Genomic DNA, 21,238 nt, shown 5'->3' on the forward strand with positions numbered 1-21,238 from the left:
TTATGGCAGAGAAAACACGTTACACAGATGAGGAACTTGAAGAGTTCCGCGAGATTATCAATGAGAAGCTGGCTTTGGCCAAACGTGATTATGACCAAATGATGCGTGTATTGACTAATCAGGACTCTAATGATGTTGATGATACGTCACCAACATACAAAGCATTAGAGGAGGGTAGTGCAACGCAGTCAAAGGAAGATCTTATTCAGTTTGCCGCTCGTCAGCAAAAGTTCATTCAGGGCTTGAAGGCTGCACTTGTAAGAATTGAGAACAAGACTTACGGCGTGGATAGGATCACCGGTAAACTGATTCCCAAAGAGCGTCTAAGAGCTGTTCCTCATGCAACACTGAGCGTTGAGTCAAAAGAGTTGGAAAAGAAAAGAAAGTGAACGTAAGTAGATATTTGACTAAGGGCAGAATGGCCATAATCCTCATTATGGCCATTCTGATTATTGACCAGCTTATAAAAGTCTGGGTTAAGACTAATATGTGTCTTCATGAAAGTATTCATGTGACCGATTGGTTTTATATTACATTCATAGAAAACAATGGTATGGCTTATGGCATGCAGATAGGTTCAAAATTGCTTTTGTCAATCTTCCGCATAGTTGCCATCTCTCTTTTGTCATACTATATCTGGCTCCAAAGCAAAACAAACGTTCGCTGGGGCTATCTGATTTGTTTGTCGATGGTTTTAGCGGGCGCTGCAGGCAATCTTATCGACTGCATGTTTTATGGGCTTTGCTTTGATGCGTCAACTCCTTATGAGATCAGCCAGTTTGTAGGCTTAGGCAATGGTTATGAGTCTTTCTTGATGGGACGTGTGGTTGATATGTTCTATTTTCCACTTATCGTGACCAGTTATCCCGACTGGTTTCCAATTGTTGGTGGAGATGAGTTTATTTTCTTCAGTCCTGTATTTAACTTTGCCGATGCCTCTATCTCTGTGGGGGTTGTAGCATTATTATTGTTTTATCGAAAGGAGATTAGCCAAATTTCTATCAAACGTGAAGCGTAACTGGGCCTTGATATTGGTCGCTTTCCTCTTTTTGGTTTCATGTACGCCAAAAGTGCCAAAGCGTTATATCCAACCGGACGAGCTGGAGGATATCTTAGTGGAATATCATTTGGCAAAATCATTAGCAGCTCATGATGACGACGCAAATGAGAGTGCTGATGTATTGCAGCTTTTATATATGAAGGCTGTGTTGCAGAAGTATGGTTATACTCAGGCCGACTTTGATTCGTCAATGGTTTATTACTATACCAATGCCGAACGATTCGAGGATATCTATGAGCGTGTTGCAGAAAGACTGGAGAATCAGGCTCTGGTACTCGGTGCCACTGAAGGTGAGATGGGGCAATATGCTTCGCTGGATAACAATGGTGATACAGCCAATGTCTGGACTGAACGTAGAACACTCTCGTTGATGCCCGTTGCACCCTATGATAAATGGTCTTTTACCATTAATGGTGACACAACCTATCGGAATGGTGATCGCTTCTTAATGCGTTTTATGAGCGATTATGTCTTCCAGGATGGATCAAAGAATACGGTTCTCTATGTTGCTGTTACCTACGATAATGACACAACGATAACACGAAATATACATTTCTCTAGTTCTGGTCTTACTCAACTGCATATTCCTGAATATGAAAAAGCTAACGTGAAACAGATACGAGGCTTCTTCTATTTAAAAGGAGATAAAGATCGGTCAACGACAACGCGCCTTTTGTTTATAGATAATATTCAGTTGGTGCGTTTTCATAAAGAACGCCTAGAGATAAATGATGAAATTGAAAAAGATAGCCTGTCATCAGATAGTCTTTGAGGATCATTCCATACAGTCTATGGCTGTGGTGGAACTTGAAGATGGTATTGTTACTCGCTGCTATCCGTTGGAAGGAGAACAGCCTCAGACGGAATGGTTGAGTGGCACGATTAAGCTCCAACGAGATAATCAAGGGTTAATGAAGGCTTTCTATAATGGAAAAGAATTGAAATAACAAACTAAAAACCTTATAGTTTATGAATATGAAAGTACGTTTAGCAGTCATGAACTTTCTGGAGTTCGCTGTTTGGGGAGCATATCTCACCTGTATGGGTAATTATCTAGGAACAGCAGGTTTGGGTAATCAGATTGCCTGGTTTTATGCTATACAGGGAATTGTTTCTATATTCATGCCAACTTTGATGGGTATTGTCGCAGATAAATATATCCAACCTCAGCGATTGCTTGGTTTATGCCATCTTATGGCTGGTGTTGCCATGTTAGGTTGCTGGTGGATGGGTGTTAATGCTGGCTTTGGCCATGAGATTTCCAATAAGTCGGCTTTCATTGCTATGTATTCGTTGAGTGTTGCTTTCTTTATGCCCACTATAGCATTGACTAACACAACTGCTTTTACAATATTGAAAGATAACGGAATGGATACCGTAAAGGATTTCCCTCCGATTCGTGTTCTTGGTACAGTTGGCTTTATTGCAACGATGTGGTTTGTCAACTGTGCGGTGTGGGAAGATGGAGCATTCTTCTTTAGTCTGGTTGAAAATGATTACAAGTTTCAGTATACCTACATGCAGTTCTTTGTATCAGGATTTCTGAGTCTTGTTTTATTTGCTTATAGCTTCTCCTTGCCTCAGTGCAAATTAGAGAAGAAGGCAGGTTCTTCTTTAGCAGATGTAATGGGACTGAGTGCCTTTAAACTGTTTAAGAAAAAGAAGATGGCGCTGTTTTTCATCTTTTCTGCCATGCTTGGTATGTGTCTGCAGGTGACAAATGGATTCGCAGGTCCTTTTATTACAAGTTTCAAAGGTAGTACAGATGAAGTCATAGCAAATTCGTTTGCAGCCAACAATGCAACATTGCTTTCATCAATCTCTCAGATCAGCGAGGCTTTATGCATACTGATGATTCCATTCTTTTTGAGAAGATTTGGTATTAAGATTGTTATGCTGATGTCCATGTTTGCATGGGTTTTCCGTTTTGGTTTCTTCGGAATTGGTAATCCGGCAATGCCAGGTGTAATACTATTTATTTTGTCGTGCATTGTATATGGTGTTGCATTCGATTTCTTTAATGTATCAGGTGGCATTTTTGTAGATCAGGAGTGCGCACCATCAATCAAGGCATCTGCACAGGGTCTGTTTATGATGATGACCAATGGAATAGGAGCAACCGTAGGAACCTTGGCTGCTGGTGAGATAGTGAATAGTTACTGTTCTTGGCATGGAAAATACTTGCTGGGAGATTGGCAGTCTTGTTGGTTTATCTTTGCTGCCTTTGCGATGGTAGTCGGAATTTGTTTTGCCCTGGTATTTAATCCTGATAAGAAATAGCGATGAAGCGCATTCAGCTAAGATTTGATAGTATTCAGCAGATTGTTGGTGGTGAAGGTATTTCTGTGATCGTATTGACAGATATGGAGCGCAAAAATGCTTTGTCTGTCGTATGTGATGGACATATGTCTCATCAGTTGCTGATGCGTGTCAATAATATAAAAGAATGCGATAATATGTTACCAGAAACGCTGGTAGGCTTATTAAAAGATAAGTTCGAGTTGATGATATATGGCTTGTATGATGGTCAGTATCAAGTAGTGCTGATGGATGAATTTGGTAATTCCAAACGCATGCGAATAAGTGATGCCATTCTGCTAACAATGATTTCAGATACGCCTCTGTATATTGAGGGTACTCTGTTGGAACGCCAAAGTGTTCCATATAACGCTGATGCAAAAGGAATAGCTATTCCTATTAATACGATGGATGTTCCAAGATTGAAACAGGCTTTACAGCGTGCAGTGGATGATGAAAACTATGAGCTGGCCTCTCAGCTACGCGATGAAATTAATAGAAGAAGCGAAAAGTAATGAAAGAAGTACGTTATTTCTATGTTCCCCAGGCCGCCAGCGTAGGAGAATTGCCTGAAGAAGAGGCAGTTCATGCATTGCGTGTGCTTCGTCTTAAAGAAGGCGATGAATTGATGTTGATGGATGGAAAGGGTACATTCTATAAAGCTATAGTAACATTGGCATCATCTAAACGGTGTCTTTATTCTATCCAAGAAACAATGCCCCAGCAACGTACCTGGAACGGGCATATTCATTTAGCGATTGCGCCTACTAAGATGATGGAACGCATCGAATGGATGACAGAGAAGGCGACTGAGATTGGTTTTGATGAGTTGTCCTTGTTAGACTGTAAGTTTTCAGAACGTAGGGTGGTTAAGACACCAAGATTAGAGAAAATCGTAATTTCCGCAGTAAAGCAAAGTAGAAAAGCATGGACTCCGATAGTTAATGTAATGCTTTCTTTTGATAATTTCATTAAATCGCATCAAACCGGAAGACGATATATTGCGCATTGTTATGAAGAAGTGCCACGTACCAATTTGTTTGATGAACTTCGAAATGGAAACAATCAAGATGATGCCTTGGTGATGATTGGACCTGAAGGTGATTTCTCTATAGATGAAGTTCGGAAAGCGGTTGAAGCTGGTTTTATTTCTGTTAACCTAGGAGATAGTAGATTAAGAACTGAAACTGCGGGATTAGCAGCTATCATGATGATACAATTGTCTAAACAGTAGATTATGAAAAGAATTTTAAATCTTTGCATGTTTTTATTTACCATGGTTTCTGTTTTCGCAGATACTCCCAAGATAGGAGAGTTGTTCAAACTGATGCCTGACTCTCTAATGCCATATCTTACAAAAAATAATCGTCTGGATATGATTGACTTTAGAGAAGCGGGAATGAAAGCTGAGGTAAACAACCTGTTAGAAGGAATAAGCACGATGACTTATCTGAGTGACGATTCGCTGTGTGTTAAGATGAGCGACGCTCTTCGTATAGACATGAAGCTTATTGTGAAGGGAGATAATTTGCTTGTTCGAGTTCAAAAGACTTATATTTATAACAAATGCCAGACAGAGGAAATTGTTTCTTTATATACCCCTGACTGGCAATTAGTAGATACTTTAACAAAGTCGTCTTTTTTGTTGAAGCGTGATGAAGAATTGTTTAAATAGAATTAATGTCTGGCTTTTCTGCTGACATGTCTTTTGTTCTCCCAGTTGCTCATCATTCTTCTATGAAAGCGATCTTCAGCTTTTAGTATATCATAAACTTTCGATGCTGGAAGTGTTTTTAAAAACTTCTCGTGATATGTTTTTTGAAGCATCTTTAGATCGATATCTATCTGATCTCTCTCTTTAATGGATTTCAGACATCCTTTTTCGTCTTGAGGCTTATTCTTTGCTAAATTTCTCTGTTGACTGAATAATGAACGTTGTTTTTCTCTCATTTCCTTATAAATAGGAAAGAATTGAGAGGCCTCCTGCTGTGAAAGATTAGCTTCTTTTGTGATATACGACACCAAGTCTGATTCAAATTTTTCAGGCGAGAATTTCTGTTGTTGTGCTTGTATGTTCAATAAGAACATTGAGCAGAGGATAAATGCAAATAACTTCTTCATAGTTTTACCTTCCTTTCAATTTATAAATCTGCTAATAGATAAGCGTAGATATCTTGGTTATCGACCATTGCATAGTCTGCAGCATCATCAAAGTATGCGTCACCAGAATTGATGGGCGCAGATGCCATTTGTTGTGTTTCCTGTTCTTGATCATCTTTCATTAAGAATGTAGCACTTAGAACAATCACACCTGTGAACACGGCAGCATAGAGTAGGGGACGTAGATAACGAATGATGGCTGGCTTCTCTTCTGGTTTTGTATCAGGAAGCTTAGACATCACTCTATCTGTGAGGTGCTCAAAATAGCCCTCAGGTGTGGAAAATGGATTATTATTTCCCATCTTAAATTCTATGTCGTCTCTTTCTTTTTGCATATCATGCTACCATTTATATATATAGATGTTTAAAAATGCAAATAGTTTAATCGTGTTGCTTAAAAAAATCCTCTATTTTTTTTACCGCAATATGATACGAAGCTTTTAGTCCGCCCTCAGTGGTTCCTGTAATCTTGCTGATTTCACTGTATTTCATCTCTTCGTAATATCTAAGCATGAACACGGTTTTCTGAACTTCTGGCAATTGAGCGATAGCTTCTTGTAGTTGCGCTTCGGTTTCATCTCCATTGAAATAAGTGTCGGCTAGTAATTGTTGAACAATTCCAGATTCGACGTCATCAGTACTTAATGATGCTCTAACTTTCTTCTTCCTCATGAAGTCTAAAGCCTCGTTAATAGCGATTCTCGATAGCCAAGTATATAGCTTAGAGTCGCCATGAAAAGTATCTAGAGAATTCCATGCCTTGATAAATGTGTTTTGCAATACATCATCTGCATCTTCATGAATCAATACTATACGTCTTATCTGCCAATATAGTTTTTCACTATATTGTCTTACCACCAATTCGAATCCGTTCCTTCTGGTTTTTGATTCTTTGATGAGATTGATTAACGCTTCATCGCCGTATTGTTTCATCAATAGAATTATGACTTATGGAAGAAATGGTTTAAGGGCCTGCCACATTTGCTTGTCGTATTCGTAACGATCTGGCCAGAATTCAATATCGTGAGTTGATGGATTGGGAAATGCTGTGTAGTAAGCAATATATACCGGTGTCTCTGGATTGGTTCTTAATGAATTTATCAATCTTAAAGGTTTTGCACCATTTTTGTGTCTGAAGTTTTGAAGATAATTCTTTCCTTTATCAGTTTCCGGTTTGATATCAACAGAAAGACGTATCTTGTCGATTGTCCATTCATCTAAATCTGGCAATACAAACATTGTGAGCTGGAATGGCTTCTGTACACGAACGCATCCATGCGAAATTGTTCTACGCTCATTCTGGAACGCACCAGGATTATTCGTGTCGTGCAGATAGACATCAAACTTATTCGGAAATCTAAAAATAATTCTGCCTAGAGAATTGCCAGGACCACTTTTCTGACTAATGCGATAGTTGCCACTACGCAGTTCAGCACTGGTAATTTCTGCCGGATTGATGGTATCTCCATCATTCTGGATAATAGAGTAGCGATGACGTGCAAAATAGGCAGAGTCGCCCGCATGTTCACTAACTTCTTTTTTGATGATACTCATTGGGATACCCCATTCAGGATTAAACTGGACTAAGTTGATCTTGCTGATTAACAAGGGGGTTTTGGTATGGAATGCACCACAACAAATCTTCATAGATAGTACACTATCAGGTTGTATAGCCCACAGGTTCTGTGAAGGAATATTCACAAAAACATATTTCTTCTCATTGAGAGGATAGTCTTTTATCTTCCATCGGCATCTTTCCATGTTGAGAATAAGCTTTTGCCGATGTTCTTTTATACTGTCTTTTTGCAGTTCTTTTTTTAGAGCAAGATATATCGTGTCCTGTGGTTCTAAACTCATGATGTATTCAAGAACATCATCGCTATTCGCCTTGGAAAGAGCATTTGTTGCAAACTCTTTTTCTGGTAGTTGAATAGATATATCAAACAAGGGACGATATGCACCATTGTTGTCTTTATCTAATTTGTTGAATAGTCTTAAAGGATTAAGAAAGCCATAGTACTGACCTGATATGAATTTGAGATAAGCTCTTGAAAGATTTAACTCAATTCGAGCCATTGTCTCGTAAACTACTGATGAAGAATCAGTTATTTGTTGGTTTAATCTTGATATATCAGACAGAATGCTATCTACTAAAAATACTTTTTTATTGAAGCCGATTTCCTCTGATGACTTTCCTATATACTTAATTAGAGTGTCACTCTTTTCAAGTGATTCTGGAGAATTGACCCATATAAAATCTCCATTATCTTGATAATAATCTTTTAGCTCAGAGGAGGATAAGAAAGAATCGTTATTATTAAGAAGAAGTTGATTTAACGATACTTTAGCTGAATCAATGTTTTCAGCAAGCGTTTGTGCGATTAAATCTTCATTACTACTCGTCAATATACCCTTGCAACTAACAAAACTAGTTGCAAGCGCGAAAAAAATAATACGGAGGAATATTATTGTACGGTCACTTTGCGCACTACTTTTCCAACTTTTATAATGTAGCACCCTTTTTGTAAATTGTTAAGTTGAATACGTTGTGAAGAATTCTCAATTTTGAGTTTTGTTACAGGACGTCCTGTCAAAGAGACAATTTCCATTGTCATACCATTTGCTCCAAGTATGGTAACGGTTTTCCCTTCTACGACGATGGTGGGTACATTGTCGTCAATCTGCTCAGCTACACCCATCTCCAATACCATATTCATAGCTTTAACGGGCGTGGCAGCACCAAGCAATGTAGCACAAAAGAGTATGAGTAATTGTTTCCGCATATACACAATTATTTAATTTATTGCAAATGTAGGAATAAAATCTGAAACTTCCAAGAAAAAGCGAAAAAAATTACTTTTCTTCGCTTTTTCCCTTTTGCTTATGTTGACCTTTGTTTTGTCCCTTAGAAGCGCCTTTGTGCGTTCCTTTGCCTGCTCCCTTGGTGTTTCTCTTGTGGGGTTTTCCGTTTCTTCCCGAATGTTTCTTCTTCTCTATTATCTTGTATTCGGGTCCTTCACCAAGTCCTTCTGGTAATGTGTTTTTATCAACAACTTTCTCCAGGAATTTCTCAATCTGCTGGAATTGCTTCATGTCTTTCTCATTGACAAATGTTATGGCTACACCATCACGATCAGCACGAGCAGTTCTTCCTATACGGTGAACGTAATCTTCGGCATCATTTGGTACATCAAAGTTGATGACCGTTTGAATATCGTCAATATCGATGCCGCGACTTACAATATCTGTAGCTACCAAAACATCAATTTGTCCAGCTTTAAATTGATACATTACCTCGTCTCTTTCTGCTTGGGTCAAATCAGAATGCATCGGAGCACAGTTGATTTTCATTTTCTGTAGTGTCCTATTAATTTCTTTCACTCTGTCTTTCTTTCCACAGAATATAATGACGCGCTTGAATTCTCCCTGTTTGAAAAGATGTTCAATGATCTTTACCTTTTGCGGATCATAGCAAACATAAGCAGATTGTTGTATCTTTTCCGCTGGCTTGCTCACCTTTAATTTGACCTCTACGGGGTCTTTCAGCAGGGAAACGGCTAACTCACGAATCTTGCTCGGCATAGTGGCAGAGAACATGACTTTCTGGCAAGTATCGGGAAGTAGCTTATTGATTTGAAGGATGTCTTCAGAAAAACCCATATCTAACATTCTGTCTGCTTCGTCCAGTACAAAGAATGATGTTTTAGACAAATCGAGGTTTCCAACCTTCAAGTGACTGAGAAGTCTTCCTGGTGTTGCAATAACTACCGGTGCGCCTCCACGAAGACTTTTTATCTCTTGGTCGAAGCGTGATCCGTCGTTACCTCCATAAACAGCTATCGATGATACATTATCAAGATAATAGCTGAAGCCCTCCATAGCCTGATCTATCTGTTGGGCCAATTCTCGAGTTGGCGACATGATGATACAGTTGATGGCATCGTCGGGGAATCCTCCGTCGTCGAGCATGCTTAGAATAGGCAGTAGGTAGGCCGCTGTTTTACCAGTACCCGTTTGTGCCACGCCTAATACATCGTGTCCGTCAAGTATTTCTGGTATGCACTTCTCCTGTATAGGAGTCATCTCGTCAAAGTGCATATCATAGAGTGCATCTAGAATGTTGTCGTTTAAATATGTTTCTTCAAATGTCATAATCAATTTGGTGCTTGCCTATAGCAATAATAGGCGATTAATGCATATAAAATATTGGGGATCCACACGGCTAAAAACGGTGGCGCACTGGCGTTGATAGCAAATGTAGAGCTCACTGTCTGCAGCAGGATATAAGAGAAAGATAAACCTAATCCTATGCCAAGATAAAGTCCCATACCACCTTTTCGTTTTCTGGATGAAAGTGATGCTCCGATAATGGTCAAAATGAAAGATGCGAACGATGTAGCTATGCGCTTGTGATATTCTACTTCATACTGAACCACATTAACCGAGCCGCGTTCTTGTTGCTTGTTGATGTAACGCTTGAGTTCAGGTGACGTGAAAGTTTCCTGTTGACCTTTAGAATATACCAAGTCCATAGGTTCCATGATGATGGTGGTATCCATTTCGGTTCCAGTGGTGATGTGTTCGCGCAATCCTTTCAGTGTTCTAATCTTATAGTTGATTGCCCTCCATTGATAACGAGAATCGCTGATAGTGTCATACTGAATCACATTAGCCGTCATGTGGCTCACCAGTTTTTTATCTTCAAATTTATCTAAAGTAAATCCATAACCTCGTTTGGTGAGATTATCATACGACTGCATGAATGCGATGACTCCGGGACCGACTTGAAGTTGCACATTTGTCGCAGAAGTATTCTTGCGCTTGTTTTTGTACTGAGTCTCAAAGTTTTGTCTAATAACATTTCCTTTTGGAATGAGAAAAGCTGACAAATAGAAATTCAGTCCTGCGATGATTGCTGCCGAGATAAGATAAGGCCTTAAGAGTCTTTTGAAACTTGTGCCAGAAGCCAACATGGCTATAATCTCAGAGTTGCCTGCCAATTTTGATGTAAAAAAGATGACGGCAATAAATACAAACAACGGTGAGAAAAGGCTTGCATAGTATGGGATAAAGTTGGCGTAGTAGTCGAAGATAATGGCCTTCCAAGGCGCATGATTGTTCGAGAACTTTGCCAGGTTCTCGTTGAAATCAAACACGATGGAAATAGAGATTATCAAGAAGATAGAATAAATATAGGTTCCGATGAACTTCGAGATAATATACCTGTCTATGCGCGTTAAGAAGAGCTTGACAGGATTCTGAATCTTCAACTTATGCATCTTCATACTCTACGTCCTAAATTGTCAATTACCGAACGTTTCCACATACTGAAGTCTCCTTGTTCTATGTGCTTTCTTGCATCTGATACCAAGCGTAGGTAGAAGGCAAGATTGTGAATTGAAGCAATTTGCATAGCTAACAACTCTTGTGCCTTAAAAAGATGGTGCAGATAGGCTTTACTATGAAGACGGTCTATGTCGCATCCTTCAGGATCAATAGGAGAAAAATCCTGTTCCCATTTTTTGTTGCGAATGTTGATGGTTCCTTCATAGGTGAAGAGCATTGCGTTGCGACCATTGCGAGTAGGCATTACACAGTCGAACATATCAACACCACGTTCGATGCCTTCCAGAATGTTTTGAGGTGTACCTACACCCATCAAATAGCGAGGCTTGTCCTTAGGAAGAATAGCATTCACCACCTCAATCATATCGTACATCACCTCAGTGGGTTCACCTACAGCCAAACCCCCGATAGCATTTCCGTCAGCACCTTTGTCGGCTACGTGTTTTGCGGCTTCTTGTCTTAGCTCCTTAAACGTACAACCCTGTACTATAGGGAATAGACTCTGCTTATGACCATAGATAGGTTCTGTTTCGTTGAAGCGCTTGATGCAACGATCTAACCAACGCTGTGTTAGACCAAGACTTTTCTTTGCATACTGATAGTCACTCTGTCCTGGAGGACATTCGTCAAAGGCCATCATGATATCAGCACCAATGATGCGCTCTGTATCCATCACATTCTCTGGAGTAAAGAAATGTTTTGATCCGTCAATATGTGAACGAAACTCACAGCCTTCCTCTCGAAGTTTGCGAATGCCTGTCAGAGAAAAAACCTGAAATCCCCCCGAATCAGTTAGTATCGGACGATCCCATGTGTTGAATTTATGCAAGCCTCCAGCTTTTCTCAGTGTGTCTAAGCCTGGACGAAGATACAAATGATAGGTGTTGCCCAAAATGATTTGAGCCTTCACTTGTTCACGTAGTTCTGAGAAGTGAACACCTTTCACACTACCACACGTGCCAACCGGCATAAAGATTGGTGTCTTTATTTGTCCGTGATCGGTTGTAATAACGCCAGCACGAGCATCGCTGTAGGGATCGGTATGTTGCAGTTCGAATGTCATTTTTTGCTTTCCTTTTCTTCTTCAATAGTGAATGTCAGTGGATGCTCCACAATCTCGTCAGTCAGAGCGAAATTCCATACGTCCTGTACATTCTCGACATAGTGGAAGCTAACGCCCTTCAAGTATATGTCGGGAATTTCCAAGATGTCCTTCTCGTTCTCTTTACACATCACAATGTCAGTGATACCTGCACGTTTGGCAGCAAGTATTTTTTCTTTGATACCGCCTACGGGCAATACTTTTCCACGAAGAGTTATCTCACCGGTCATTGCTGTATTCTTGCGAACTTTTCGCTGTGTAAGAGCCGAAGCAATAGAAGTTGCAATGGTTATACCAGCAGATGGGCCATCTTTAGGTGTAGCGCCTTCAGGCACATGGATGTGGATATTCCAATTATCGAAGATGCGGTAATCAATATTAAGCGTATCAGCATGCGCCTTGACATATTCCAATGCCAACACTGCCGATTCCTTCATAACATCTCCTAAGTTACCCGTAAGAGTCAGCTTTGAGCCTTTGCCTTTGCTAAGTGATGTCTCGATGAAGAGAATCTCGCCACCTACACTTGTCCATGCCAATCCAGTAACAACACCAGCATAGTTGTTGCCCTGATAGATGTCACGATAGAAGGGTGGCTTGCCCAGCAGATCTTCAAGCGAATCTGGCGTAATTTTCCAGTTTTGCTCCACGTTCTCCATCTGACGCTTGAAAGCCAACTTACGCATAGCCTTATTGATTTGCTTTTCTAGCTGTCTTACACCACTTTCTCGGGTATACTGCTCAATGATTTTTTCAATTGCAGCCTTATTGAATTTTGGCTTTTCCGGCAATGTCTGCAATCCAGTATTGTCCAGTTCACGAGGGATTAAGTGACGCTTGGCAATCTCAATTTTTTCCTCTGTGATATAACCACTTACTTCAATAATTTCCATTCGATCCAGCAAGGGACGAGGAATGGTGCTCAGGTTGTTTGCTGTTGCAATGAATAAAACCTTCGAGAGGTCATAGTCCACATCCAGGAAATTGTCGTGGAAGGCAGTGTTCTGTTCTGGGTCGAGCACCTCGAGAAGTGCCGAAGCAGGATCACCATTGATGGTGTTTTGAGTTACTTTGTCAATCTCGTCGAGTATAAACACAGGGTTAGAGCTACCTGCTTTTTGTATGCTTTTGATAATACGTCCGGGCATTGCTCCAACATACGTGCGGCGATGACCTCGAATCTCTGCTTCATCGTGAAGACCACCTAGTGACACACGTACATATTTGCGTTTCATTGCTTCGGCAATAGATTTTCCGAGTGAAGTTTTACCCACACCTGGAGGGCCATATAAGCACAGGATTGGCGACTTCAAATCACCACGAAGCGATAACACTGCCATATATTCCAAAATACGCTCTTTCACCTTTTCCATCCCGTAATGGTCGTGATCCAGAATCTTGTGTGCACGCTGAAGGTTCAGATCGTCTTCGGTATATTCTCCCCAGGGAAGCGAAACGAACGTCTGAAGATAATTCAGCTGTACATTGTAATCAGGACTTTGTGTGGAGAGCGTATCCAACTTACTAAGTTCCTTGTTAAAGATCTTCTGTGTTTCTTCCGACCATTTCTTTTTCTTAGCTTTCTTGATCAACTCGCTTTTCTCTGGAGACTGCTCATTGCCCATCTCGGCCTGCAGATTCTTGATTTGCTGTTGCAAAAAATAGTTTTTCTGCTGCTCATCCAGATCTTCGCGTGTCTTGTTTCTAATATCGGCCTTCAGATTCTGCAGATTGATTTCTCTATTCATCGCCTTCATTGTGCCAAACAGGCGCTCTTTCATGGATTCAGCTTCCAAAAGAGCCATCTTCTCCTTGGTACCGAAAGGCATGTTAGAGCAAACGAAGTTCAAAGCCATCACATCGTTGCGGATGTTCTGAATAGCAAATGAAAAATCATCAGGAATTTCTTCAGTCACAGAGATATATTCGCCAGTCATCTTTCGCAGATCATCCATGGCGGTCTTCCACTCACGGTCGCGTTTGTCTGGCTGAATCTCGGGTGCTTGTTTTGTGAAGCCAACTAGATAGGGGGTTTCTTTGATGATGTCATACAGTCTCATACGTCCCAATCCCTGCATAATAACAGTCACAGAACCGTTTGGCAGCGTCAGTTGCTTCACCACGCGAGCATATACGCCATATTCGTACAGATCACCTATTGTTGGTTCTTCCACCTCGGGATCACGCTGGCTGACAACACCGATGATACCGTTTGTTTTTTCAGCTTTTTTGACTAGTTTTAAGCTAGCTTCTCTACCAATCAAAATCGGAGAAACAACGCCAGGAAACAAGACCATGTTTCTAACGGCAAGTATGGGAACCTCGCTGGGGGTCTCAATATTCGTTAAATCCATAAAGTCCCCTTCAATATCTGCAATCATTGAAAAGGGCTTGTTATTCTGATTATCGCTCATTTTTATTTTTATCTGTATCATTTTGAAATGCAAAGGTACTAAATTTAATTGATATTTTCGAAACCTTCATTGATAATTAACAAAAAATGTATATCTTTGCGGCGTTTATTATGGCTAACAACTTCTTTAGGTTCAAACAGTTCACGGTCTTTCAAGATCAATGTGCCATGAAGGTGGGTACCGATGGCACATTGCTTGGAGCTTGGTCAAGGGGTGGAAAACACATCCTTGACATTGGCGCTGGTACGGGATTGCTGGCATTGATGATGGCTCAACGTTTTCCTGATGCGCAAGTTTTAGGCGTCGAGATTGATGCGCAAGCTGCCAGTCAAGCACAAGAAAATATAGTGGCATCGCCGTTTTCCAATAGAATCGCTATTACTTGCCGAGATTTCCGTCAGGGTATCGATGGCGAGTTTGATGCAATAGTTTCTAATCCGCCATTTTTCGACATCTCATTAGAATCTCCAGATGCCCAACGTACTGCCGCAAGACACACTTCGTCTTTATCTTATCGCGAACTGATGACGGGAGCCTTCAGCTTGTTGTCAGCAGAGGGACATTTCTCTGTAGTTATACCTTCTGAATGCAAGTCGAAACTCGAAGCAGAGGCTTACCTTGCTGGATTCTTTACGTCAAGAGTTTGTGCTGTCAAAACATCGATCCGTAAGCCAGTGAAACGTTATCTATTGGAGTTTAGTAAAGTTGCTCTAGGACTTCAGCGTGAAGAGATTGTAATAGGTTCTGAATCATATAATGAATTGGTAAATGAATTTTACTTATGAAAGTAGCACTACTACAATTTGATTCTCAGTGGTGTAAGATTGACGAGAATATTACTCGTGCCACACAACTGATACGTGAGGAAGATGCTGACCTATATGTTCTTCCTGAAATGTGGTCAACTGGATTTGTTGTTAAACCACAGGGCGTTGCAGAATCTGAATCAACTTCTACTTCATTAAAATGGATGCGTCAGATAGCATCAGAAAAGAATTGTGCAATATGTGGTAGTTTGGCCGTATCGTTAGAAGATGGAACCTACAGAAATAGACAGTACTTTTTATCAAGTAATAGTTATGCTTTTTACGACAAAAAGCACTTGTTTTCTCATGGAAAAGAGCAACTTTTCTATCACGCAGGCGGTACTCCTGTTATCGTGGAATATCAAGGTTTTCGCTTCTTGTTGCAGACGTGCTATGACCTGAGATTCCCATGTTTCTCGCGATATGGGCGTGCTGGCGAATACGATGCTATCATTTACGTAGCCAATTGGCCTTCTTCCAGGCAGCAGGCGTGGGATATTCTTCTGAAAGCTCGTGCTATAGAGAATCAATGTTATGTGATAGGCGTGAATCGTGTGGGAAGCGATGAAACATCCGTTTATGCCGGAGGAAGTGTTGTGGTTGACCCATTAGGTGTTATATTGGCTGCCAATGGGGATAAAGAAAATGTATCTTCCGCAGAGCTTTCGATGGAAAACCTACAGAAGATACGTAGTCGATTCAGGGTTCTGGAAGACCGCGACTTATTTATATATTAGTCTTACCTTGCTGGCAAGACCGCTCTTCACGGGCTTCCATTGATCATAGAGCGTCTTTTGGTAGTTGATATCAACCACGTTAATTTCCTCCATTTTGCGCCATTTTACGCCCTGTCTATCCAGTTCGCTAATGCGGTTGGCGGGCAGGTTAGTGACTTCCACACGCAGTTCGTTGCGACCAGCTTTTAGCGTTCCTTTAGTATCGAGGATAAAAGGAACGGCCCATGCACATCCAATAAACTGTCCATTGATATATACACGAGCTGATTCTCGTACGTCTCCAAGATCTATATACCAATTAGCATCTAACTGCTTCTTTTTCAGTTCAAAACTCGTGGTATAAACGCCTGTTCCCATCACGGTGCGAGTCTTTTCGTCGAGACTCTCCCAAGTTTGCAGCTTATCTAATTGATAGGTCTTATCAATATGAGGTGTCTCTTCTATAAAAGAAAGAGTCCAGCTGTTATCAATCTCAATTTCGTCTTGTTTGTCCTCGTTAGAGCAGCAAGCATTTTCACTCTCTTTAAGGGGCGTATTGAACACTTGAAGTATCATAGACTCACCACTACGCAAATTAACCTCTATGCCATCATCGTCTATGTCGGCATCTGTTATCTCGCCATTCAGCGGATTAAACCATTTCGCATCTTTGAAGGGTACGGCCAGTTTCACATCTTCTTCAACATCATTGGCAGTCAGATTGGCTATGAAATAATGATAACCATTGGCATTTCTGCGCCTGATGAGTTTCAAACCGCATGATGTCTTCATTTCCTCGGGTTGCGCAAAGTGAGCCATCTTCTGAGTATCTTCACCATAGATGACATATGGGGACAAGCGCTCCAACACCCGTTTTAATTCAGGCGTGATAGTCGTGCCGGAAGGAATGATTATGGCTTTGTAGTGCGTACCAGCTTCAGTGATTAGTTGCTGACCTTTGACAGACACCTTCGCCAGCAACTTATCGCTGATATAGTCGCAGTCATATCCAGCTTTTTCTATCGCGAGGATGCTTTGAATAAACTCAGGAGCCAGTTGTCCCATAGCATGAATAGAGAATTGCATCAATAGCTTATTGATGTTCTTCTTCCACATATCTCTGACAGGAAGATAGACAAGGAAGTCATTGTCTGGCTCGCCCCACTGCAGAAAGCTCTGACATCTGGTTACATAATCCATAAAGAACGGAGCATCTCGCCAGATTGTGTTAGTGGGTGACATATCGATAGAGGCATAGAACTTCCATCCTGGCCATTCATCTTCCTTAGGCGAATAGCAGGTACCGTGAAAGAACATGTGGTTCACACCGGCGCAAAACATCAGGTCGATGTCGGGTTTCAACTGCGATAATGATGTGCGGAAATGTTCTGTCAACCAAGTAAACGTTTCACTTGAAGTAAACTTTTTTCCGCAAATGTGAGCCGCAGAGGGCGCATATTTCAACATCGAGAAGTCTGAGTCGTTCTTTCGTGTCTTGCCTGGGTCTTCTCTAAGTCCTTTGATTCCAAAGTTTGAAAGACCGAAACCCTCAATTTCGGGAATATCCACTGCTGCATAACAATCTATCAGGTTGGCAGGCGAACCGTGAGCCTGATTGCGGGTGATGGCTCCATGAGAATGTGCCCATGCTGTCCATTGATTGGTGAAGTTCTCCAGCAGTAAGTCGCCTAACGTTTCACGATAGTCAGAAAGCACCTTGGGCTCATAGGCTATCAGTTCTGGCAAATGTTCTTCCAGTTTATATCCTCTACGTTTTTCAAATTCTTCGAGTAACGAAGGTGTCCATGTGGCATCTGCTACTTCATAACTGTCGTTGAAGAATGTATGAGGGTAGGGGGTCTTTGTTCGTTCAAAAGCTTGCTCAATATGCTTCAAGTAGTTAGCTACAGCTCTACGATCGAAGTGGTCAATCACCAGCCCTTCTCCGCCAGGAGCTGCACGCTTTACTTTCATAACACCATATTTTATGAATATAGCGATGACTTTATATGCGCCACGCTGTGCTTCTTGCAGCACCAACTGGTTGCTCTTCGCCTGTTGTGTAACGTCTGTGGCGGTTCCATCTGCAGCATAGAGCATCACTTTATGAAGAAAAGCATTCTTAGCATCTTTCTCTGCTGGAGTGATATCTATCAGCGTATTGCCACTTATAGCTTTCTCAACAAACACAGCTCGACAAGCGCTTTCTTTTAGTGATACCCAAGGTCCGCCGAAAGGCCAACCAGTGCCTGTTGACATGTCCAGTTCGATGCCGTTACGTTCGGCCTGTTCTTCTGTGTATCTCAGCATCTCCATCCATTTGTCAGAGAGATACGGAATATTGTTCTTCTCATTACCTTGCACACCATAAAGCGGCGTTATCTCTACAGCTCCGATGCCATGCTTTGCATATTCATGAAGATTCCACTTCAGGTTCTCTTTATCTACCGCAGAGCCAAGCCACCACCAACGTGTGCCTGCTTTTGACTCTGCAGTTTGAGTGGGCCATGACTGGGCCATGACTGAAGCCGAAAAGAGTGTGGACAATATGATGAATGATGATTTCTTCATTAGTTTCCGTCAGGTTTGGTTAGTTCTGAGATCTTTGCTGGAGCCCACTTAAACACCTTCCAGTCGTCAGGGTGTTCAGGAGTAAAGTCTTTCCAATCACTGCGAAGATGCTGCACCAATGGCAAGTTGAGCGTTTTAATGCCCATCACAACACATTTTGCCACCTCGTAAGCTCCGAAAGTGTTGAAGTGAGTATTGTCTGCCAATGCATTCGGTTGATTAGGGAAAGTATTAGCAGGGTAGTGTACCAACAGACGCTTAGAATCTTCAAACCCCATTGTCTCGAAGAGCGTCTTTGTCATACCGTTGAGATCAATCACAGGCACCTTTTCTAATTCAGCCACCATCTTCATCGCAGCAGGAAAGTCACCATGCGTATTGCGGATTGTCTTATTGTCTTTCTCAAAGAAACGGCGCTGTGTCGGAGTGCAGAAAACAATCTCTGCACCTTTCTCTCGAACCTTATCTACGAAAATTTTCAGTTGATACTGGTAGTGATACCAAGCCCCGTCACCAGCCCGTTTCTCCTTCTCGTCGTTATGACCGAACTCCACGAAGACATAGTCGCCAGCCTTCAAAGTAGAGAGAATCTTCTCCAATCGGAAAGAGTCGATGAAGGTACGAGCCGTAAGACCACTCTCAGCATGGTTCGACACAGCCACGCCATCATCAAACCAGCGTGTAATCATCTGTCCCCACGAAGCCCATGGTTCGAAGTTTTGATCCACTACCGTTGAATTGCCACAGAGATAGACGGTTGGCACATCTGTGCGCTCAATGTGGATGCTCTTCACTGCGGGGTTAGAACCATTGACCTCAAGTGTCAGTTTGTCATCCCAAGCGAGATAGTCTTTCTCACGTTCTTTGATTTTCACGCGTCGTTTCTCGTCAATCAGAGGTGAGCGTTTGTTAACAACAAACGAGACGACACGCGTTTCTTTCGATTTACTAGTGGTGATGTTGTCCATCATGAGTCGTCTTCCCTCAGCTCTCAGGGTAGTGTTACTGTTTTTCTTTCCGCCCAGCGTCACCCTTACCAGGTAGTTGCCGTCAGGCACCTTCACACTAAAGTAGTACGGATCTGCCGCATGCTTCTTGTCAGGTGCAGGCAGAATGTCATAGCCAGAACCAGTTTCATTGCAATAAACAGGTTGTGGTTTGGACATGTCGAAATCAAATGATTGAGCTTTAGAAGCTCCTGTTGCAGAAATAAATGCTGCAATGATTGTTAAAGTGTTTAAGTAGATCTGTTTCATATTGCAAAGATACATATTATTCATTAATGGAACTAATTTTTTTCGTATTATTTAAAAATTCAAATGGATATATGGAAATATTCTTTCTTTTTGTGTATCTTTGCAGATAGTAAGAAAAAATGAGCATTATGAAGTATTTGAGAGCATTTGTTGTTATCGGATTGTTTTGTTTGCCTATAGGCCTTTGGGCACAAGCCAAATGGAACGCCCGATACCAGCAATATATCAATCAATATAAGGATGTGGCTATTGAGCAGATGCAGAAATACAAGATTCCTGCTTCTATCACGTTGGCTCAAGGCCTGTTGGAATCGGGTGCAGGCAATAGTACATTGGCAGTTAAAGCCAACAATCACTTTGGTATTAAATGCCACCATTGGACAGGGCCTACCATTTATAAAGATGATGATGCCCGAGGAGAGTGTTTCCGTGTTTATAAGAATGCTTTTGAGTCGTACGAAGATCACTCCGTGTTTTTGGTCACAGGCCAGCGCTATCGCAGCTTATTCAGTTTGAAACCCACCGATTATCAGGGTTGGGCTCGTGGATTGAAAGCTGCAGGCTATGCCACTAATCCCGTCTATGCTGATAAGTTAATAGAGATAATTCAGCTCTACAAGCTCTATCAGTATGATACCGCCCGCCACTATGATAAGTTTATGACCGAGCGAGTGAAAGATAAACCTGTTGGTGGGCAGCCTTTGCATCTCATCACCATTTTCAACAAGAACTATTACGTGATAGCTCGTCGGGGAGACACCTTCCGTTCTATTGGCGAGGAAATTGGTATTTCCTACAAGAAGATTGCCCGCTATAATGAACGCGACAAGAACGACCGTCTGCGAGAGGGTGAAATTATCTGGTTGAAGAAGAAGCAACGCCGCGCCCCGAAGGAATTCAAGCATCGCTATCATCAGGTGAAGCCCGGTGAATCAATGTATTCTATTGCTCAAGCCTATGGCATTCGCGTGAAATATCTCTATCAGATGAATGGTTTGTCCCCCGAATACAGTATTCGTGTAGGCGATAACTTAAGATTGAGATAAGACTCGATAAGATTAGACCAAATAAGACTAAATCAGAAAAAGGGAGAAAGTATCTCCCTTTTTTCGTTGTTGTTTCAAATAAACATCAGAGTTCCGGCAGCAACTTTTGCACATACGGACGTTCCCAGTCTTTTAGGTGGTAGCGCTGCTCGTCGTGCTGCAGCAAGTCCAGATCTATCCTCACGATGCCCTGCTGTCGGTCTTCGTCAGTGCGACCTATTTGCTGCTCGACGGCTTTCAGCCTACTATTTATTTGCTCTGCATCAAATGCGGATTCAAACTGCGCCAACTGGTTCAAATACTTATCCTTACGTTTCGCATTGATAGGGTCTGTAAGGAGTTCATCAGAATATTTGATATTAGAAAAAATCTGAGCGAGGCATCGTCGCGCCTCGTTCAGATTTTGTTTAGCATCATGATTAGATGCCAGTGAGATGATGACCGAATGCATCATAAAGGGAGT

22 protein-coding genes are annotated in these 21,238 nt (G+C 41.5%); 10 read left to right on the forward strand and 12 right to left on the reverse strand.

Features of this window, described 5'->3' with window-relative positions; genetic code table 11:
• The first annotated feature begins 2 nt into the window (after positions 1-2).
• The 7 genes from T496_RS0104380 to T496_RS14375 all read left to right on the forward strand — a co-directional run bounded on the left by T496_RS0104380 (position 3) and on the right by T496_RS14375 (position 5,033).
• On the forward strand, positions 3-389 hold the full coding sequence (locus tag T496_RS0104380; RefSeq protein WP_027449663.1) for a TraR/DksA family transcriptional regulator: 387 nt from the start codon (positions 3-5) through the stop codon (positions 387-389).
• Positions 386-1,018, forward strand: a complete 633-nt coding sequence (locus T496_RS0104385) for a lipoprotein signal peptidase (RefSeq protein WP_027449664.1) — start codon at positions 386-388, stop codon at positions 1,016-1,018. Before T496_RS0104380 ends, T496_RS0104385 begins: the two co-directional genes overlap by 4 nt.
• Positions 1,008-1,832 (forward strand): DUF4296 domain-containing protein, encoded by an 825-nt coding sequence (locus tag T496_RS0104390; protein WP_027449665.1) that lies wholly within the window; start codon positions 1,008-1,010, stop codon positions 1,830-1,832. The genes T496_RS0104385 and T496_RS0104390 overlap by 11 nt, the downstream gene beginning before the upstream one ends.
• Positions 1,833-2,029: 197 nt before the next feature.
• Positions 2,030-3,340, forward strand: coding sequence for an MFS transporter (locus T496_RS0104400; protein WP_027449667.1), 1,311 nt, complete (start codon positions 2,030-2,032; stop codon positions 3,338-3,340).
• Positions 3,341-3,342: 2 nt separating this feature from the next.
• Positions 3,343-3,873, forward strand: coding sequence for a UvrB/UvrC motif-containing protein (locus T496_RS0104405; RefSeq protein WP_027449668.1), 531 nt, complete (start codon positions 3,343-3,345; stop codon positions 3,871-3,873).
• The gene (locus T496_RS0104410) at positions 3,873-4,592 is read left to right on the forward strand and encodes a 16S rRNA (uracil(1498)-N(3))-methyltransferase (RefSeq protein ID WP_027449669.1); all 720 of its coding nucleotides are present in this window, start codon (positions 3,873-3,875) and stop codon (positions 4,590-4,592) included. The genes T496_RS0104405 and T496_RS0104410 overlap by 1 nt, the downstream gene beginning before the upstream one ends.
• A 3-nt stretch (positions 4,593-4,595) precedes the next feature.
• Positions 4,596-5,033, forward strand: a complete 438-nt coding sequence (locus tag T496_RS14375; RefSeq protein WP_081783547.1) for a DUF3256 family protein — start codon at positions 4,596-4,598, stop codon at positions 5,031-5,033.
• A 2-nt stretch (positions 5,034-5,035) separates the two neighbouring features.
• Here T496_RS14375 and T496_RS13455 read toward each other — a convergent pair whose 3' ends face one another.
• The 9 genes from T496_RS13455 to lon all read right to left on the reverse strand — a co-directional run bounded on the left by T496_RS13455 (position 5,036) and on the right by lon (position 14,380).
• Positions 5,036-5,479 (reverse strand): hypothetical protein, encoded by a 444-nt coding sequence (locus tag T496_RS13455; protein WP_044110645.1) that lies wholly within the window; start codon positions 5,477-5,479, stop codon positions 5,036-5,038.
• Positions 5,480-5,499: 20 nt separating this feature from the next.
• Positions 5,500-5,853, reverse strand: coding sequence for a hypothetical protein (locus tag T496_RS14380; RefSeq protein ID WP_052342073.1), 354 nt, complete (start codon positions 5,851-5,853; stop codon positions 5,500-5,502).
• 46 nt (positions 5,854-5,899) lie between these two features.
• On the reverse strand, positions 5,900-6,451 hold the full coding sequence (locus T496_RS0104430; protein WP_027449670.1) for an RNA polymerase sigma factor: 552 nt from the start codon (positions 6,449-6,451) through the stop codon (positions 5,900-5,902).
• A gap of 15 nt (positions 6,452-6,466) precedes the next feature.
• Complete coding sequence (locus tag T496_RS0104435) at positions 6,467-8,035, reverse strand: L,D-transpeptidase family protein (protein WP_197018928.1); 1,569 nt, start codon at positions 8,033-8,035, stop codon at positions 6,467-6,469.
• The gene (locus T496_RS0104440) at positions 7,984-8,235 is read right to left on the reverse strand and encodes a T9SS type A sorting domain-containing protein (protein WP_162164199.1); all 252 of its coding nucleotides are present in this window, start codon (positions 8,233-8,235) and stop codon (positions 7,984-7,986) included. Before T496_RS0104440 ends, T496_RS0104435 begins: the two co-directional genes overlap by 52 nt.
• A gap of 136 nt (positions 8,236-8,371) precedes the next feature.
• Entirely contained in the window at positions 8,372-9,670 is a 1,299-nt protein-coding gene (locus T496_RS13465) for a DEAD/DEAH box helicase (protein ID WP_044110647.1), read from the reverse strand.
• 2 nt (positions 9,671-9,672) lie between these two features.
• Positions 9,673-10,797: an LptF/LptG family permease gene (locus tag T496_RS0104450; protein ID WP_394331338.1), complete on the reverse strand. Its 1,125-nt coding sequence runs from the start codon at positions 10,795-10,797 to the stop codon at positions 9,673-9,675.
• Between the two features lie 2 nt (positions 10,798-10,799).
• Positions 10,800-11,927: a tRNA guanosine(34) transglycosylase Tgt gene (gene tgt, locus T496_RS0104455; protein WP_027449674.1), complete on the reverse strand. Its 1,128-nt coding sequence runs from the start codon at positions 11,925-11,927 to the stop codon at positions 10,800-10,802.
• Positions 11,924-14,380, reverse strand: coding sequence for an endopeptidase La (lon, locus tag T496_RS0104460; RefSeq protein WP_027449675.1), 2,457 nt, complete (start codon positions 14,378-14,380; stop codon positions 11,924-11,926). Before lon ends, tgt begins: the two co-directional genes overlap by 4 nt.
• Positions 14,381-14,466: 86 nt before the next feature.
• On the opposite strand from lon, the gene T496_RS0104465 reads away from it, so the two are divergent.
• Entirely contained in the window at positions 14,467-15,165 is a 699-nt protein-coding gene (locus tag T496_RS0104465; protein ID WP_231478002.1) for a tRNA1(Val) (adenine(37)-N6)-methyltransferase, read from the forward strand.
• Entirely contained in the window at positions 15,162-15,923 is a 762-nt protein-coding gene (locus T496_RS0104470) for a nitrilase-related carbon-nitrogen hydrolase (protein WP_027449677.1), read from the forward strand. Before T496_RS0104465 ends, T496_RS0104470 begins: the two co-directional genes overlap by 4 nt.
• Here T496_RS0104470 and T496_RS0104475 read toward each other — a convergent pair.
• Entirely contained in the window at positions 15,909-18,473 is a 2,565-nt protein-coding gene (locus T496_RS0104475; RefSeq protein WP_027449678.1) for a glycosyl hydrolase, read from the reverse strand. The genes T496_RS0104470 and T496_RS0104475 overlap by 15 nt on opposite strands.
• Entirely contained in the window at positions 18,473-19,729 is a 1,257-nt protein-coding gene (locus tag T496_RS0104480) for a rhamnogalacturonan acetylesterase (RefSeq protein ID WP_027449679.1), read from the reverse strand. The genes T496_RS0104475 and T496_RS0104480 overlap by 1 nt, the downstream gene beginning before the upstream one ends.
• A gap of 128 nt (positions 19,730-19,857) precedes the next feature.
• Here T496_RS0104480 and T496_RS0104485 point away from each other — a divergent pair, with 128 nt between their 5' ends.
• Positions 19,858-20,775: a glucosaminidase domain-containing protein gene (locus tag T496_RS0104485; RefSeq protein ID WP_197018934.1), complete on the forward strand. Its 918-nt coding sequence runs from the start codon at positions 19,858-19,860 to the stop codon at positions 20,773-20,775.
• A gap of 85 nt (positions 20,776-20,860) precedes the next feature.
• Here T496_RS0104485 and T496_RS0104490 read toward each other — a convergent pair whose 3' ends face one another.
• Positions 20,861-21,229: a 2-amino-4-hydroxy-6-hydroxymethyldihydropteridine diphosphokinase gene (locus T496_RS0104490; RefSeq protein WP_027449681.1), complete on the reverse strand. Its 369-nt coding sequence runs from the start codon at positions 21,227-21,229 to the stop codon at positions 20,861-20,863.
• Positions 21,230-21,238 lie beyond the last annotated feature (9 nt).

It is taken from the genome of Xylanibacter brevis P6B11 (assembly GCF_000621825.1).
Classification (GTDB): Bacteria; Bacteroidota; Bacteroidia; order Bacteroidales; family Bacteroidaceae; genus Prevotella; species Prevotella brevis.